At 70.5% G+C, this 15809-nt stretch carries 14 protein-coding genes; 5 read left to right on the top strand and 9 right to left on the bottom strand.

What is annotated here, in order from left to right:
• Positions 1–128: 128 nt before the first annotated feature.
• Positions 129–1505 carry an MFS transporter gene (locus tag SALPAC4_RS0106615; protein ID WP_019869645.1) on the top strand — a complete coding sequence of 459 codons (1377 nt, stop codon included), beginning with the start codon at positions 129–131 and terminating at the stop codon, positions 1503–1505.
• A 57-nt stretch (positions 1506–1562) separates the two neighbouring features.
• Here the strand turns inward: SALPAC4_RS0106615 and SALPAC4_RS0106610 are convergent, their stop codons facing one another.
• The 4 genes from SALPAC4_RS0106610 to SALPAC4_RS0106595 all read right to left on the bottom strand — a co-directional run bounded on the left by SALPAC4_RS0106610 (position 1563) and on the right by SALPAC4_RS0106595 (position 3758).
• Complete coding sequence (locus SALPAC4_RS0106610) at positions 1563–2282, bottom strand: PP2C family protein-serine/threonine phosphatase (protein WP_019869644.1); 720 nt, start codon at positions 2280–2282, stop codon at positions 1563–1565.
• Positions 2283–2360: 78 nt separating this feature from the next.
• Positions 2361–2717: a hypothetical protein gene (locus SALPAC4_RS0106605; RefSeq protein WP_018731182.1), complete on the bottom strand. Its 357-nt coding sequence runs from the start codon at positions 2715–2717 to the stop codon at positions 2361–2363.
• 29 nt (positions 2718–2746) lie between these two features.
• A complete protein-coding gene (locus tag SALPAC4_RS0106600; RefSeq protein WP_019869643.1) occupies positions 2747–2992 on the bottom strand; it encodes a hypothetical protein in 246 nt (81 codons plus the stop codon).
• An 82-nt stretch (positions 2993–3074) separates the two neighbouring features.
• A complete protein-coding gene (locus SALPAC4_RS0106595; RefSeq protein WP_019869642.1) occupies positions 3075–3758 on the bottom strand; it encodes a FadR/GntR family transcriptional regulator in 684 nt (227 codons plus the stop codon).
• Between the two features lie 182 nt (positions 3759–3940).
• Here SALPAC4_RS0106595 and SALPAC4_RS0106590 point away from each other — a divergent pair, with 182 nt between their 5' ends.
• Positions 3941–5206, top strand: coding sequence for an MFS transporter (locus SALPAC4_RS0106590; protein ID WP_188116864.1), 1266 nt, complete (start codon positions 3941–3943; stop codon positions 5204–5206).
• A gap of 53 nt (positions 5207–5259) precedes the next feature.
• On the opposite strand, the gene SALPAC4_RS0106585 is transcribed toward SALPAC4_RS0106590, so the two are convergent.
• Together SALPAC4_RS0106585 and SALPAC4_RS0106580 are read right to left on the bottom strand one after the other, a co-directional pair.
• Positions 5260–5610, bottom strand: coding sequence for an STAS domain-containing protein (locus tag SALPAC4_RS0106585; RefSeq protein ID WP_019869640.1), 351 nt, complete (start codon positions 5608–5610; stop codon positions 5260–5262).
• A gap of 92 nt (positions 5611–5702) precedes the next feature.
• Positions 5703–5903: a hypothetical protein gene (locus SALPAC4_RS0106580; RefSeq protein WP_019869639.1), complete on the bottom strand. Its 201-nt coding sequence runs from the start codon at positions 5901–5903 to the stop codon at positions 5703–5705.
• 44 nt (positions 5904–5947) lie between these two features.
• On the opposite strand from SALPAC4_RS0106580, the gene SALPAC4_RS0106575 reads away from it, so the two are divergent.
• Positions 5948–6892, top strand: coding sequence for a threonine ammonia-lyase (locus SALPAC4_RS0106575; RefSeq protein ID WP_019869638.1), 945 nt, complete (start codon positions 5948–5950; stop codon positions 6890–6892).
• Here the strand turns inward: SALPAC4_RS0106575 and SALPAC4_RS0106570 are convergent.
• On the bottom strand, positions 6889–8991 hold the full coding sequence (locus SALPAC4_RS0106570; RefSeq protein ID WP_019869637.1) for a S9 family peptidase: 2103 nt from the start codon (positions 8989–8991) through the stop codon (positions 6889–6891). The genes SALPAC4_RS0106575 and SALPAC4_RS0106570 overlap by 4 nt on opposite strands.
• A 55-nt stretch (positions 8992–9046) precedes the next feature.
• On the bottom strand, positions 9047–11146 hold the full coding sequence (locus SALPAC4_RS0106565; RefSeq protein WP_019869636.1) for a SpoIIE family protein phosphatase: 2100 nt from the start codon (positions 11144–11146) through the stop codon (positions 9047–9049).
• Positions 11147–11346: 200 nt separating this feature from the next.
• On the opposite strand from SALPAC4_RS0106565, the gene SALPAC4_RS0106560 reads away from it, so the two are divergent.
• Positions 11347–14889: a HAMP domain-containing protein gene (locus SALPAC4_RS0106560; RefSeq protein ID WP_020113466.1), complete on the top strand. Its 3543-nt coding sequence runs from the start codon at positions 11347–11349 to the stop codon at positions 14887–14889.
• Positions 14886–15443: a response regulator gene (locus SALPAC4_RS0106555; RefSeq protein WP_019869634.1), complete on the top strand. Its 558-nt coding sequence runs from the start codon at positions 14886–14888 to the stop codon at positions 15441–15443. Before SALPAC4_RS0106560 ends, SALPAC4_RS0106555 begins: the two co-directional genes overlap by 4 nt.
• Positions 15444–15446: 3 nt before the next feature.
• Here SALPAC4_RS0106555 and SALPAC4_RS0106550 read toward each other — a convergent pair whose 3' ends face one another.
• On the bottom strand, positions 15447–15770 hold the full coding sequence (locus SALPAC4_RS0106550) for an STAS domain-containing protein (RefSeq protein WP_018738185.1): 324 nt from the start codon (positions 15768–15770) through the stop codon (positions 15447–15449).
• Positions 15771–15809 lie beyond the last annotated feature (39 nt).

The following is a 15809-nucleotide window of genomic DNA, read 5'->3' as shown; positions in this document are numbered from 1 at the left end:
AGGTAACGCCGCCCGGGTGGACAAGGGGGTCGCGTGAGCAGTCGTGAGTGTGTCGGGATGTCGCGTTGACGGCCTCCGAGCCTCGTTCCGGGCGGGCCCGGCGGTGGCTGGTAGCCGGTGTCTGTCAGGTGGTCGTGTTCCTCGGGACGGTCACCACCGCGATGTTGGTCATCGCGGTGCCTCAGATCGCCGCGACGATCGGCCTGGACGAGGACGGCCAGCAGTGGCTGGTCGCTGGCTACGCGCTGGCCTACGCCCTGATGTTGGTGCCCGCTGGCCGGCTCGGTGACGTGTGGCGACGGCGCGCGGTCTTCGTGTCCGGCCTGGTGCTCGGTGGGCTGGCCGCCCTCTCCGCCGCCCTCGCCCAAACGCCGGTCTGGCTGGTGCTCTCCGTGTTGGTGCAGGGTGGTGCGCTCGGGGCGGTGAGCCCGCAGATTCTCGGGCTGTTCCAGCAGTTGTTCCGCAAGGAAGAGCGGGGCCGTCCGTACGGTTTGCTCGGGGTGGCGTTCGGCGTCGCCCTCGGGTCCGGACCGGTCCTGGGCGGGCTGCTGGTTGACGTCAGTCCGGAATACGGCTGGCGGCTGATCTTCGTCGCGGACGCCGCGGTCGCTCTCCTGGCAGCTGTCCTGGGGTTTCTCGTGATTCCCGCGTTGCGGGTACGCCCGGATCGATTCTGGTGGCGACGCACGGACCCGGTGGGCGTCGTCTTGTTCGTCGTCGGAATGGTGGCGCTCTGGATTCCGATGGTGGAGGAGACGGCCCGGACCCCTGTCCTGTGGGTGCTGGTGCCGGTCGGCGTGCTCGTTCTCGCCGGCTTCGGGTTCTGGGAGCGGCGTCCGCACCGGGAGTCGCCCCTGGTCGACCTGGGCCTACTGCGGATCCGGTCCTACGGTCTGGGCGCGCTCATCGCGGTGTTGTTCGGCGCGTATGACGCGCTGTACTTCGTACTCGCGCTGTATCTGCAGGACGGGATGGGCCACAGCCCGATCACCACCGGTCTCGTGATGGTGCCGATCGCCGGGGGCACGGCGGCGGGGGCGGTCGTCGGGGGCCGGCTGGCCTGGCGAGCAGGCCGCCGAGTGGTAGCCCTCGGACTGCTGACATCTCTCGTCGGCGTAGTGGCGGTCATGGTCGGTGACCTCTTCCTGCCGACCTTCGACAGCCCGCACTCGGCGGCCCTGCCACTGCTCCTCGCCGGCCTCGGCGCGGGCTTCGTCCTCAGCGGCCTGGGTAGCGGACTGACCAACATCCCCAACCAGGCTGTGACGATGTCACAGGTCTCCGACACGCGGGCCGGCAGCGCGGCCGGGATGCTGCAGACCGGGCACCGCCTGGGAATCTCAGCCGGGATAGTCGGCGTCAGTTCCGCGCTGTTCGCGACGTTGGACCGTACCGGCGGTGACTGGTTGGCGGCCTTCCGCACCACCTTGTTGATCATTTCGGCGTTCATCCTCGTCGCCCTCCTGACCGCCCTGACGGACATCTTCACCAGGGGGAAGAGGTAGCTCGGTGAACCGGCCACCCGGTGTCCTGCCCGGTGGCCTGTCCCGCCGGTCGACCGCTCAGGCTGTGGTGACGTCGGAAACCACGACGGTGACGTTGTCCGGTGCGCCGGCCTGGTGGGCGAGCTTGACCAACTGCTCCCCGCAGAGCTGCCGGTCACCGTACTGGGTCAGGGTGGCGGCGATCGCCTCGTGCTCCACGTAGTCGGAGAGCCCGTCGCTGCACAGCAGCAGCCGGTCGCCGGAGGTCACAGTCAGGGTCCCGATCGAGGGTGGGGCGCCGGCTCCCTGCACCGCTCGGGTCACCAGCGACCGCTGGGGGTGGTGCCGGGCCTGTTCGGCGGTGATCGCTCCCTGGTCCACCAGCGCCTGTACGAACGTGTCGTCCCGGGTGATCAGGGTCAGCTCCCCATCGCGCAACAGGTAGCAACGGGAGTCGCCGACCTGGGCCAGTACCAGCGTGTCGTCGGCGAGCAGGGTGGCGGTCAGCGTCGTCCCCATGCCTTCCCGGGCGGGATCCGCGGCGATCGCGGCGTGGATGCGCTGGTTGGCGGCGCTGACCACGGCGCGGAGCGCGTCGGCGGCCGCAGTGGGGGTGGTTGGCGGGGTCAGCTCGTCCAGGATTCGGATGACGATCTCGCTCGCCACCTCCCCGGCGGGCAGTCCGCCCATGCCGTCCGCGACTGCGAGGAGGCGCTCACCGGCCAGGGCGGAGTCCTCGTTGTTGTTCCGGACAAGGCCGATGTCGTTGCGGATGGCCGAACGGAGGATCAACGTCATGGGACCAAGCTTGCCAAGAACACCCTCCGTTCGTCTCTACACAGATGCGCGGGGTTGGGAAAGTCTCGGTCGGAGGGGTCACTCCTCGGCGGGTAGATCCGCCAGCGGGACGTCCAGACGGACCGCGTCGGTGACGGCCGCGATCTGGTCGGCGGGCACGTAGACCGCCCCGGTGCGGACCCGGTCGGTGGAGACCTTCAGGTAGCCCGAGTGGCGCAACCGGGCCGCCAGGTCGGCCGGGACGTCCGGCTCCTCCACCGCGGTGGCCTCGATCAACTCGTTTAGGCTGCTGCCCGGGTCGGTGGTCGGTGCCTGCACGGTCACCGCGTTCGGGTCGTCCCGCTGGACCAGGTCCACGGTGCCGATTTCACTGCCGGCGACGTCAACCACCCGCATCCCGGTGGTGACCCGAGAGAGGACACGTTGCTCGTTCATGCTGGCGCCGTTCCCGGCCGTTCTGTGCGTTAAACACCGCCCCAGCCGCCCGGAGGTCGGGGGGAGAGCTCACGCCACGTGTCGGCGCCGTGGAGTAGCGCCCGGACCGTCTCTTCGGCCTCCTCGACGCTGCTGTACTCGTAGAACTGGGAGACCCCCTCCGAGCCGCCGGCGCGCTGTTCGACGTGCCACCGGTCGGCGTTGACGCGGAGGAAGACGTCGCGTCGGGCCAGCCGCCCCCACTTCCCGTTCCACCAGTGCTTTCGTTGCTCCATGACCGGGACTTTATCGAACACGTGTACGAATGATGTCGGTGCCCGTGGGATTTCCACGGGTGTCGGTGTGCTTCGGGGTGACCTAGGTCGGCGGCGGTGGCCTCAGGTAGGCGCCTGCTTCGATCGCCGCCCACTCCGGGTCGCTGGCCCGGATGGCATCAACCAGGCGGGAGTGGTCCACGTAGCGATCGGGGGTGAGGGTCTCACCCACGGTCGCGGCGACCGTGCTGTGCATCGCGGCGCCGATGGAGGCGTGTAGCTCGGCGAGGATGCCGTTGTGCGCTGCCGCGACGACGATGGTGTGCAGCATGCCGTCGGCCGCCACGAACTCGTCGACCCGTCCGCTGTACCACGCGGCCTCCCGGGCGGCGAGCGCGTCGGCGAGCGCCGCCAGGTCCTCGGTGGTGCGCCGCAGCGCAGCGAGTCGGGCGGCCTCCACCTCGAGGGCGCGCCGAACCTCGACCACCTCGGCCATCCGGTCGTCGGTGAGCCGGCGGGCCACCACCGGGGCCAGTTCATCGACCGACACCACGTACGTGCCGGAGCCCTGCCGGATCTCCAGCACTCCCGCGTGCGCCAGGGCGCGGACCGCCTCACGAACGGTGTTGCGCCCCACACCGAGGTCCGCGACGAGTCGCGGCTCGGTCGGTATTCGGCTGCCCACCGGCCACTCGCCGCCGAGGATCCGGTCGCGGAGCTGGGCGATCGTCTCCTGGACCCGTTGGCCTCGCGGTGGGATGGCGGTGGTTTCGACCTCGGGTGGCACTGGTTACATCTCCTGCCGAAAATTCATCCCATGATTGTAGGTTCGGGGGCATGACCCCGCCACCGTCCGCGACGTCCACCAGGATGAGGCCACGCCCGCCCCGCGAGAGCAACTTTCCGGAGGTGCCCGACCGCCCCGGCCCGCAGGGCGCGGCCACAGCGGGAGCGGGCGCTCCGGGTGGCGTGGCCACGGAGAGCGCGCCGAGCGCAGCCACGAAGGGCGCCCCGGATGGCACGGCCACGGCTCAGGTCGGAGAGCGCCAGGTGGCGCGCCGAGCCGCGCTCGTGCTGGTCGGGATAATTCTGGTCGGTGCGAACCTGCGGGTTGCGGTGACCAGCCTCGGTGCGCTGCTGGACGAGGTCCGTACCGGCCTCGGACTCTCCGGAACCATGGCCGGCGTGGTGACCACGCTGCCGACGATCGCGTTTGCCGGGCTCGGGGCGATCACCCCGTGGCTGGTCCGTCGGGTCGCACCGGCTCGGGTGCTGGTCGTGGCGATGGCGGTGCTCGCCGCTGGCCAGGTGCTTCGGGTGGCCACCGACTCCGCGCTGGTCTTCGTCCTTACCAGCGCGCTGGCGCTGGCCGGGATCGCGGTGGCGAACATTCTCCTACCCCTGCTGGTCAAGCAGTACTTCCCGCACCGCACCGGACTGGCCACCGGGGCGTACACGATGGCCATGACCGCGGGTATGACGGTGTCCGCCGCCGCGGCGGTGCCGACCGCGCAGGCCTTCGGCTCCTGGCGGATCGGGCTCGGGGTCTGGGCCGGGCTGGCCGCGCTGGCCGTACTCCCATGGGTGCTGTTGGCCCGTCGGGCCCGCTCTGTTGCGCGGCGATCGACGCCGACCGAGACCACCGCCGGTGTTCGGGTGCGGCCGGCGCGCACCCGGCTCGGCTGGGCCATGGCCGTGTACTTCGGCACCCAGTCCCTCAGCGGGTACGCGATCATGGGCTGGCTGGCGCAGCTGTACCGGGACGCCGGGTTCCGCCCGGCCACGGCGGGCCTCCTGCTCGCCGGGGTCACCGCGCTGGGCGTGCCGGTCGCACTCCTGATGCCGACGTTGGCCGGTCGGCTGCGGACGCTGCGACCGCTGGTGCTGTCGTTGGCCGCTGCGTCAACGCTGGCCTACCTGGGGCTGGCCCTGGCGCCGTACCGCGGCGCGTTGCTCTGGATGGCCCTGCTGGCCGTCGGGCAGGGCGCCTTCCCGTTGGTCCTCGCGACCATCGGGCTGCGGGCGCGGACGGCGGAGGGGACGGTGGCGCTGTCGGCGTTCGCGCAGAGCGCCGGCTACCTCATCGCGGCGCTGGGGCCGTTGCTCGTCGGCGTCCTCTACGGGGCCACCGGTGGCTGGGTCGTGCCGGTCGGATTTTTGATCTTGGCGCTTGCGGTGCAGACCTGCGCGGGCCTGGTCATCGCCCGTCCGCGTTACATCGAGGACGAGGGGTAGCGCCCCCGAGTCACCGACGCGGGGTAGCGCCCCGAGTCGGTGCCGCGGGGGCGTCACGATGACGCCGCGGTGGGGTTGACGGCCCGCTCGACCGTCGGGTACGTCCGCAGCACCTCGACGAGCCCGCAGACCTCGAGGATGCGCAGCACATCGCGCCGCGGGGCGGCCAGCCGTACGAATCCGCCCGCCTCGTCGCAGCTGTTCTTCGCGTGGATGAAGGTGGCCAGCCCGGTCGAGTCGCAGAACGAGACCTGCGTCAGGTCGAAGACCAGCCGGCTGCGGCCCCGGTCCAACAGGTCGGTGATGTGCTCCTGTAACCGTGGCGCGGTGGCCAGATCCAGCTCGCCGACGACCGATATGACGGCGACCTCGCCGCGCTGTTGGGTGTGCACCGTCAACGACATCCGCCGGACCTCCTGCTACCAGAAAAACGGTATTGCACCAGGGGGTGTAACGCAGATCAGGAGGTTGATTACCGGCCCTCGTCGACTCCTGCTCACCCGGTGGCGAAGAGGCCGGAGGCGAGGGCGAACAGGGTGCCGGCGGCGGACGCGCAACAGCAGCCCAGCACGGCGGCGACCACACCGAGAATTACCCAGACCCGTCGGTCCCGGGCCATCACGCGAAGGCCGGGCCGGGGCCGGTCGCCCATCGGCGGATCATCGTCGCCGCTGGCGACCGGACGCTCGCTGCTCACGCCCCGGAAGTCTAGGCGGGATCACCACCGGGCAGGATCAGGTGATGAAGCTTGTGACTGTTGACGACATCCGGAGTGCGTCCGCCGATATCACCGGCCAGGTCCTGCGTACCCCGCTGATGCGGGCCCCGTGGGATGCGGAGCTGTGGCTCAAGGCGGAGAGCCTGCAGCCGGTCGGCTCCTTCAAGCTGCGGGGCGCGACCCACACGGTGGCCCGGCTCACCGCGGAGCAGCGGTCGGCCGGCGTGGTCACCCACTCCTCGGGCAACCACGGCCTGGCGTTGGCGCACGCGGCGACCGCCGCCGGTGTGCCGTGCCGGGTCGTCGTACCCGAGGGGGCGCCGGCGGCCAAGGTCGACCGGATCCGGGCGTACGGCGTCGAGGTGGTGACCGTGCCACCGCCGCGCCGTGGAGCCGCGGCGCAGCAGATCGCGACGGAGACCGGCGCGGTGCTGGTGCCGCCCTTCGACGACCGGCGGATCATCGCTGGCCAGGGCACGATCGGTTTGGAGATCGTGGCGGATCTGCCCGATGTCGATGTGGTGCTGGTGCCGGTCGGCGGGGGCGGGTTGTCGTCCGGCGTCGCGACCGCGGTCCGGGCGCTGCGGCCGGCGGCGGCGGTCATCGGCGTGGAGCCGGAGTTGGCCGCCGACACCCGGGACTCGCTGGCGGCCGGGTCGGTGGTGTCGTGGGGCGAGGAGCGCACCTACCGGACCTGTGCCGACGGGCTGCGCCTGCCGCCGTCCGAGCTGACCCTCGCGCACCTGCTGGAGCGGCTGGACGGGATCGTGACCGTCACCGAGGACGAGATTCGGGCGGCGCTGGGCCGGCTGGTCCGCGACGCCCGGCTCGTGGTGGAGCCGAGCGCCGCGGTGGCGGTCGCCGCCCGGTTGTTCCGCCGCGCCGAGCTACCCGCCGGGCGTACGGCTGCCGTGGTGACCGGCGGCAACGTGGAGCCAGCCGTGTTGGCCGGGGCGCTCGCCGACTAGCTCCCGGCGCGGCCGAGCTGGTCGAGCAGCCAGGCGTTGATGAAGGCCTCCTCCCGCCAGGCGTCGTACCGACCGCTCGGCCCGCCGTGCCCGGCACCCATCTCGGTCTTGAGCAGGTAGTCGCCGCGCGGCGCGGTGGCCCGCAGTCGCGCGATCCACTTCGCCGGCTCGTGGTAGAGCACCCGGGTGTCGTTGAGGCTGGTCACCGCGAGGATCGCGGGATAGTCCACGGCCCGCACGTTCTCGTACGGCGTGTACGACTTCATGTACGCGTACACCTCGGGGTCGTCCAGCGGGTTGCCCCACTCCTCCCACTCGGTGACGGTCAACGGCAGCGACGGGTCGAGGATCGAGTTCAGCGCGTCAACGAAGGGAACCTGCGCCACGATTCCGGTGAACGCGTCCGGGGCGAGGTTGGTTACCGCGCCCATCAGCAGCCCGCCGGCGGAGGCGCCCCGGGCAACCAGCCGGTCGGTCGCGGTCCAGCCCGCCTTGACCAGATGCCGCGCAGAGGCCACGAAGTCGGTGAAGGTGTTCTTCTTGGCCAGCAGCTTGCCCTGGTCGTACCAGCGCCGGCCGAGCTCGCCGCCGCCGCGGATGTGCGCCACGGCGAAGACGACGCCCCGGTCCAGCAGGGAGAGCCGGGCGACCGAGAACCAGGGGTCCATGCTCGCCTCGTAGGAGCCGTAGCCGTAGATGACGCACGGCGCGGAGCCGTCGCGCGGGGTACCGGCCCGGCAGATCAACGAGATCGGCACCCGGGTGCCGTCGTCGGCGATCGCCCAGTCCCGGTGCTGCTCGTAGCCGGCCGGGTCGTACGGGCGGCCGTCCGGCCCGGGCAGCACCGGACGCTGCCGGCGCTGCGTCATCCGGCGGCTGACCAGGTCGTAGTCGTACACCGAGTCTGGGGTGACCAGCGAGGTGTAGCGGAGCCGGAGCTGACCGGTGCGGTACTCCGGGTTGCTGTCCAGGCCGACGCTGTACAGCGGTTCGGGGAAGTCGATGTCGTGCGGGTCGCCGCCCCCGATCGGTAGCACCCGCAGCCCGGTCAGCCCGTTGGCGCGCAACGTGACCACCAGGTGGTTCTCGAACGCGTCGACCGCCTCCAGGCGGGTGCCGGGGGAGTGTTCGATGAGCGGCACCCAGTCGCCGGGGGCATCAGCCGAGGTGTACGCGAGGGCGAAGTCCTCGGCGCCGTCGTTGTGCAGGATCAGGAACCGGTGACCGTGGTGCTCGACCGTGTACTCCACGCCCTGGCGGCGGGGGGCGACCGGGGCCGGGACGCCGGTCGGGTTGCCGGCGGGGATGACCAGGATCTCGCTGGTCACCTTGCTGTGAATGTCGATGAGGAGGAACTTCTCGGAGCGGGTCAGCTCGACCCCGACCCAGAACCGCTCGTCGTCCTCCTGGTGGACCACCACGTCCTCGCTGGCCGGGGTACCCAGCGTGTGCCGCCAGACCCGGTTTGGCCGCCACGCGTCGTCAACGGTGACATAGAAGAGCACCGAGGCGTCGGCGGACCAGGCCGTACCGTAGAACGTGCCGGGCACCTCGTCGGGTAGCAGTTCCCCGGTGCTGAGGTCCTTGACCCGGAGCGTGTACCGCTCGTCGCCGGAGAAGTCGGTCGAGTACGCCAGCCAACGCCCGTCCGGGCTCACGTCGAAGGCCCCGAGCGCGAAGAAGTCGTGCCCCGCGGCGAGCAGGTTGCCGTCGAGCAGCACCTCCTCGTCGGCCAGGGGGGCGCCGTCGCGGCTGACGGGCGGGTCGGTTTCGCCGGGGCGGACGACCCGGCGGCAGTGCACCCCGTACTGTTGCCCCTCGACCGTGCGGGTGTAGTACCAGTGGCCGCCCTTGCGGGTGGGCACCGACAGGTCGGTCTCCTGGGTCCGCCGGCGGATCTCCTCGAACAGCTGCTCGCGCAGGTCCGCGAGGTGTGCCGTCCGGGCCTCGGTGTAGGCGTTCTCGGTGGTGAGGTAGGCGATCGTGGCGGGATCGTCCTTGCCGGCGAGCCAGGCGTACTCGTCGATGACGGTATCGCCGTGGTGGGTTCGCTCGGTCGGCATCCGCTTGGCGACGGGCGCTGGAGTCTCGGTGGTCACGGCGTTACGTTACCGGCCGGGCCGCTCGGCCACGCGCCTGCTCGCGCGGTCGCGGCTAGCCGCCGTCGTTGCGCAGGACCAGGATCGCGATGTCGTCTCGGGGTGTCTCGGTGGAGAAGCCGAGCGCGGTCGAGCGCAGCCGCGCCGCCACCACATCCGCCGAGTAGCCGGCGAGCGGCGCCGCCGCCTCCCGGAGCCGGTCCACCCCGAAGAGTTCCCGCCCGCGCCGCCGCTCGGTGACCCCGTCGGTGTAGAAGATCAGTGCCTCGCCGGGGTCCAGGGTGAGCTCGGTGGCCGGCGAGGAGATCGAGTCGAGTAGCCCGAGCGCGGTGCCACCGGTGCCGACGAACCGGGCCGTACCGGCGGCCGTCAGCAGCACCGGCCGGTCGTGCCCGGCGAGGTGCAGGCTGACCTCCAGTTGGTTACCCGCCTCCAGCGGGTCACCCGCACCCGGTCCGACCGCGGCCAGGGCCAGGGTGCAGTAGCGCCCGCCGCCCCGCTCGACCAGCGTCTCGTTGAGCCGGATCAGCGTCTCCGACAGTGGCTTGCCGTCCCCGATCAGGGTCCGGATGACATTCCGGACCAGGCCGGTGAGGGTGGCCGCCTGTACCCCCTTACCGGAGACGTCACCGATCACCACCAGCCACTGCCCGTCCGGCAGCGGCAGCACGTCGTAGAAGTCGCCGCCGACGTCCGCGTCGTCCCCGGTCGGGACGTACTCCGCGGCGAAGCCGATCCCCTCCACCACCGGCAGCGCGGGCGGCAGCAGCGACTGCTGGAGCGCCTGGGCGACCCGACGGCGCTCGGCGTGGATGCGCGCGTTCTCGATCGCCAGCGCCGCGCGCCGAGCCACATCCTCGAGTACGGCGACCTCGTCCGGGTCGTGCCGGTGCCGCTGGTGCCGGCCAACAGCGAGGGTGCCGAGCCGCTGGCCCCGGGCGATCAGCGGGACGGCGAAGCCCTCGGTCGGCGCGCCGAGCGGGAGCTGGGTGCCGTTGCGGGAGGCCTCCCGCAGTCGGGACTGGACCGAATCCGGCCCGGTCTCCGCCAGTACGGCGTGTAGCTGGGGCAGCATCGACTCGTCCGCGTGGCTGGCCGCCGCCAGGCGCAGCCGCCCCCACTCGTCGCTGGTGTGCACCGCGCACCACTGCCCCAGGCGGGGCACCACGAGCTGCGGGATGAGCGCCATGGTCAGCTCGACATCGAGGGACTGGGCGAGCAGCTCGCTCGCCTCGGCGAGGAAGGTCAGCCAGGCCTGCCGGCGCAGGTCGGCCCGGCGCAGCCGGTCGTTCTCCAGGTGCAGCGAGAGCCGCTCGGCCATCAACACCGCCAGCGGTTGGGCGTACGCGGATGGCGCCGCGTCCAGCTCCAACTCGCCGACGTACGGCCGGTGCACGGTCAGCGGCACCCGTACCAGGTCATGGTCGATCCGCAGCTGCCGGCCGTAGCGGGCCAGTAGCTGCGGGCCCTGCCCGTCGCCCCGGTCCAGCCGGACCTGGCCGCCGGCCGCGCCGACCATCTCGGCCACCCGGGTCAACAGGCTGGTCGCGAAGTCTGGCAGGGAGTTCTCCGCGTACGGGTCGGGCGCGGTCTGCATCAGCTCGCTCATCGCCGCGGCGCTCGGCGTGAAGCTGCCCTCGCTGGCGGCTTGGTCGCCGGTCACCGCCGCGGCCGGCGCGCCGTTGACCGGTGACCGGCCGGGGCGATCGAGAGAGTCGGGCCGGTCGAGCCGGAACCAGACACCCTTACCGGCGGGCAGGTACGTGGTGCCCCAGCGGCTGGCGAAGTGGTCAACCAGGAGCAGGCCCCGGCCCCGTTCGGCGATGTCGGCGATGTCGCTGCCCTCGTTGCGAACGCCGATGGTCAGCTCCTCGACCGGGCCGCGGGCGAAGTCGGAGACGGTGACGGTGAGACCTCTTCGGTCGGCGACCACCTCGAGGTCCAGGTCGGTGCGGGCATGCTCCACCGCGTTGGTGGAGAGTTCGGTGGTGAGCAGGAGCGCCTCGTTGGTCAGCTCCGCCAGATCCGCCTCGGCGAGCAGGGACCGGACGAGGGCCCGCGCTGCGGCGGGGGTCCGGGGGTCGGCGGGGAGCCGGACTCGCCGGACGTGTTCGTCCCGGCCTCCGGTCGGCGCGGGCCCCCTCTCCGCTGACACCCCCGTATCCTCCACCGCTGCCGGGGTGGGCGCCAACCGGACCCAGCGGCGAGCCGGTGCCGGTCGGCTCCGAGCCGGGCCAGCTCACGTCGCGTCGGTCTGGCGGGTAGCGGTGGTGGGCACAATAGTGGGATGTCCGGCCTGCCGGCGGCAGGCGCCAGCGGCACCAGAGTGAACGCGGCCCCCGACGTGAGCGAGGAATGATGACCACGGCGAAACAGCCGGCGGTGGAGCTGTCCGCGCCGGAACCCGATGCGGTCCTCATCGAGCTGACCGAGGCGCTGCGGCGCGTTCGCCAGGGCGATCTCAAGGTTCGGCTGCCGCACCGGTCGGGCCGGGCGGGCGAGTTGGCGGACGCCTTCAACGAGGTGGTGTCGCTCCAGGAACGGCAGTGCCACGACCTGCGCCGGATCAGCCGGATCGTGGGCCGGGACGGGCGGCTCGCCGAGCGCCTGGACGACGAGGACCTGGATGGTTCCTGGGCGGAGGGGCCGCAGGCGGTCAACTCGCTCATTGAGGACCTTGGACGCCCGACCATCGAGCTCGCCCGGGTCATCGTGGCGGTCGCCGAGGGCGATCTCTCCCAGCACGTGGCGCTGGAGCTGGATGACCGACCGCTGCGTGGGGAGTACCTGCGGATCGGACGCACGGTGAACACCGTGGTGGACCAGTTGTCGTCCGTCGCCGACGAGGTGACCCGGGTGGCGCGGGAGGTGGGCGTCGAGGGGAAGTTGGGTGGTCAGGCTGATGTCCGGGGCGCCGCCGGCACCTGGAAGGACCTCGTTGACTCGGTGAACACCATGGGAGCGAACCTGACCGCACAGGTCCGCAACATCTCGCAGGTGTCGACGGCGGTGGCGACGGGTGATCTGGGGCAGAAGATCACGGTTGACGCGCAGGGCGAGATTCTGGAGCTGAAGAACACTGTCAATACGATGGTGGATCAGTTGTCGTCGTTCGCCGACGAGGTGACCCGGGTTGCCCGGGAGGTGGGTACTGAGGGGAAGCTGGGTGGTCAGGCCCAGGTGAAGGGCGTCGCCGGGACGTGGCGGGACCTCACCGAGAACGTCAACCAGCTCGCCGGCAACCTGACCAGCCAGGTCCGCAACATCTCGCAGGTGTCGACGGCGGTCGCCCGGGGTGATCTGGGGCAGAAGATCACGGTTGACGCGCAGGGCGAGATTCTGGAGCTGAAGAACACTGTCAATACGATGGTGGATCAGTTGTCGTCGTTCGCCGACGAGGTGACCCGGGTTGCCCGGGAGGTGGGTACTGAGGGGAAGCTGGGTGGTCAGGCCCAGGTGAAGGGGGTCTCCGGGACGTGGCGGGACCTGACGGACAACGTGAACTCGATGGCGTCGAACCTGACGTCGCAGGTGCGCAACATCGCCTCGGTCACGACGGCGGTCGCCCGGGGTGATCTGGGGCAGAAGATCACGGTTGACGCGCAGGGCGAGATTCTGGAGCTGAAGAACACTGTCAATACGATGGTGGATCAGTTGTCGTCGTTCGCCGACGAGGTGACCCGGGTTGCCCGGGAGGTGGGTACCGAGGGGAAGCTGGGTGGTCAGGCCCAGGTGAAGGGCGTCGCCGGGACGTGGCGGGACCTCACCGAGAACGTCAACCAGCTCGCCTCCACCCTGACCATTCAGCTGCGCGCCATCGCCGAGGTTTCCACGTCGGTGACCCGCGGCGACCTGACCCAGCAGATCGCGGTCGAGGCGCAGGGGGAGGTCGCCGAGCTCACCGACAACATCAACCAGATGATCGGGACGCTCCGGGAGACGACCACGGTGAACTCCGAGCAGGGCTGGCTGGACTCCAACCTGGCCCGGATCGGTGGGTTGCTGCAGGGGCAGCGGGACCTCGGCGAGGTCTGCCGCATGATCATGATGGAGGTGACTCCGCTGGTGGACGCGCAGCTCGGCGCGTTCTTCCTGGTGGATGACGTCGAGGGGAACCTCCGGCTGCGGCTCACGGCCTCGTACGGCTATGTGGCTCGGGGACAAGACGTGACGTTCGGCCCCGGTGAGGGCCTGGTCGGCCAGGTGGCGCTCTCCCGGCGCACGATCCGGGTTACCGGGTCGGCGGACAACCGGCTCCGGCTCCGCTCCGGCCTCGCGGACACTCCACCGGCTGATCTGGTGGTGCTACCGGTCATCTTCGAGGGCGAGCTACTCGGCGTGATCGAGTTTGCCAGCGTGACACCCCTCTCCGACCTGTACCTCTCCTTCCTGGAACGGCTCGTCCTCACCATCGGCGTCGCGGTCAACACCATCCAGGCGAACCGGCGTACCGAGGAGCTGCTCGCCCAGTCGCAGCGGCTGGCCCACGAGCTGCAGGAGCAGTCGGCCGAACTCCAGCGGACGAATGCGGAACTGGAGGAGAAGGCGAAGCTCCTCTCCGAGCAGAAGGGCAACATCGAGACCAAGAACCGGGAGGTCGAGCTGGCCCGGCTGGGCTTGGAGGAGACGGCGCAGCAGCTCACCCGCGCCTCGGCGTACAAGTCGGAGTTCCTGGCCAACATGAGCCATGAGCTGCGTACGCCGCTGAACTCGTTGTTGCTGCTGGCCCGGCTGCTGGTCCAGAACCCGGAGCAGAACCTCAGTCCGAAGCAGATCGAGTTCGCCCGAACGATCCACAACGCCGGCACCGAACTGCTCTCGCTGATCGACGACATTCTGGACCTGTCCAAGATCGAAGCTGGTCGGACGGATGTCGAACCGACCGAGATTCAGTTCACCGAGGTCCGCGGCTATGTCGAGCAGGCGTTCGTCCCGCAGGCGGAGGAGAAGGGCCTCAACTTCGAGGTCCAGGTCAGTCCGGAGTTGCCGAAGGAGATCGTCACCGACGTACAGCTGCTGCAGCAGATCCTGCGGAACCTACTCTCCAACGCGGTGAAGTTCACCGACGCCGGAGCGGTGCGGTTGGGTATCGCCCCCGCGCCGGAGTCGGCTGTCTTCGACGTGCCGGCGTTGACCAACGCGCGGCAGGTGGTCGCCTTCACCGTCACGGACACCGGGATCGGCATCTCCGACGACAAGCTGTCGATCATCTTTGAGGCGTTCCAGCAGGCCGACGGGACAACCAGTCGCCGGTACGGGGGGACCGGCCTGGGGCTGTCGATTAGCCGGGACCTGGCCCGGCTGCTGGGTGGCGCGATCGGTGTCTCGTCGGTGCCCGGGCAGGGTTCGACCTTCACCCTCTTCCTCCCCGACGTCCTGGCCCCGGACGCGGTCGTGGCGCCGGCGCCGCCCTCACCCGCCCGAGCCGGTCTCCCGTCGTCGTTACTGATGCCCGCCGTGGAGCTGCTGCCCACCACCGTTGAGGCGACGGCGACCCGCCAGCTGGCCGGCGCCACCGTACTGATCGTGGACGACGACGTGCGTACCGTGTTCGCCCTGACCAGCGCCCTGGAGCTGCACGGGATGACCGTGCTGTACGCGGATAACGGGGCCGACGGCGTACGGCTGCTGGCCGAGCATCCGGAGGCGGACATCGTGCTGATGGATGCCATGATCCCCGATCAGGACGGATACGAGACGACCCGGCAGATCCGGCGTAACCACCGCTTCGCCGACCTCCCGATCGTCTTCCTGACCGCGAAGGCGATGCCCGGTGATCGGGAGTCCGCGCTCGCGGCCGGGGGCAGCGGATACATCACCAAGCCCGTTGATCTGGACGAGTTGATCGAGCTCATCTCGTCCTGGGTCAGCGGAGGCCGGAGCGAGGAGAGCCGATGACGCAGCTGGCGAAGGCGCTGCTGGTGGATGATCGTCGGGAGAACCTGACGGCTCTGGAGGCGATCCTGCAGGGGCTTCAGGTCCAGTCGGTGGCCGTGGAGAGCGGCGAGGCGGCGCTGAAGCGGCTCCTCGTTGACGACTTCGCGGTGATCCTCCTGGACGCCCAGATGCCGGAGATGGACGGCTTCGAGACGGCGAGTCACATCAAGCGGCGGGAACGAACCCGGCATGTGCCGATCATCTTCCTCACCTCCGCGGACCAGGACGCCCAGCTGGCCATGCGCGGGTACGCCGCCGGCGCGGTGGACCACCTCACCAAGCCGTTCGACCCGTGGGTGCTGCGGGCCAAGGTGTCGGTCTTCGTCGACCTGTGGGTGAAGACCGGGCAGCTCACCGCTCAGTCGGCCCGGCTTCAGGAGCGGGAGACCCAGCGGCGGCTGCTGACCGACGCCATCGACGAGGCCACCGCGCTGCTTCGCGCCGAGACCGACCCGACGGCGGTGCAGCGCGCGATCGGCCTGCTGGAACAGGCTCGCTGGGGCAACCCCGGCTGAGAATCAGTCGTCGCGAATCATCAGGGCGCTACGCAGGCCCGTGATGGCGAGGACGCGGCGCAGGAACTCGGCCACGTTGGTGAGGACCAGCAGGCTCTGGGAGTGACTGGTCTTGCGGCTGAGCACGACCAGCGTGCCCAGGCCCTGCGAGTCGCAGAAGGTGACGGCGGCCAGGTCCAGCACGATTCGCGGGGGCGGTTCGGTCAACACCTCGTTGACGACGGTGGAGAGCTGGGCGGCCGTCATCATGTCGATCTCCCCGGCGAGCCGAAGGACAACCTCGTCCCCCAACCGGTGTAGCGTGATGGACAGTTCGGCACGATCCACCCGGTCAGCCTAGCGCGACCTTGAGGTGCCGCCCCAGGA

The organism is Salinispora oceanensis, from assembly GCF_000383575.1.
Taxonomy (GTDB): domain Bacteria; phylum Actinomycetota; class Actinomycetes; order Mycobacteriales; family Micromonosporaceae; genus Micromonospora; species Micromonospora oceanensis.
Note: the sequence above shows the minus strand (reverse complement) of the source record. Positions and strands in the feature narration are given on the sequence as shown.

What these genes read in the sequence shown, in the direction of transcription:
- SALPAC4_RS0106600 (WP_019869643.1), bottom strand. Translation starts at nt 2,992, where the DNA reads ATGGAGCAACGAAAGCACTGGTGGAACGGGAAGTGGGGGCGGCTGGCC.
- SALPAC4_RS0106560 (WP_020113466.1), top strand. Translation starts at nt 11,347, where the DNA reads ATGATGACCACGGCGAAACAGCCGGCGGTGGAGCTGTCCGCGCCGGAA.
- SALPAC4_RS0106610 (WP_019869644.1), bottom strand. Translation starts at nt 2,282, where the DNA reads ATGACGTTGATCCTCCGTTCGGCCATCCGCAACGACATCGGCCTTGTC.
- SALPAC4_RS0106605 (WP_018731182.1), bottom strand. Translation starts at nt 2,717, where the DNA reads ATGAACGAGCAACGTGTCCTCTCTCGGGTCACCACCGGGATGCGGGTG.
- SALPAC4_RS0106555 (WP_019869634.1), top strand. Translation starts at nt 14,886, where the DNA reads ATGACGCAGCTGGCGAAGGCGCTGCTGGTGGATGATCGTCGGGAGAAC.
- SALPAC4_RS0106575 (WP_019869638.1), top strand. Translation starts at nt 5,948, where the DNA reads ATGAAGCTTGTGACTGTTGACGACATCCGGAGTGCGTCCGCCGATATC.
- SALPAC4_RS0106585 (WP_019869640.1), bottom strand. Translation starts at nt 5,610, where the DNA reads ATGTCGTTGACGGTGCACACCCAACAGCGCGGCGAGGTCGCCGTCATA.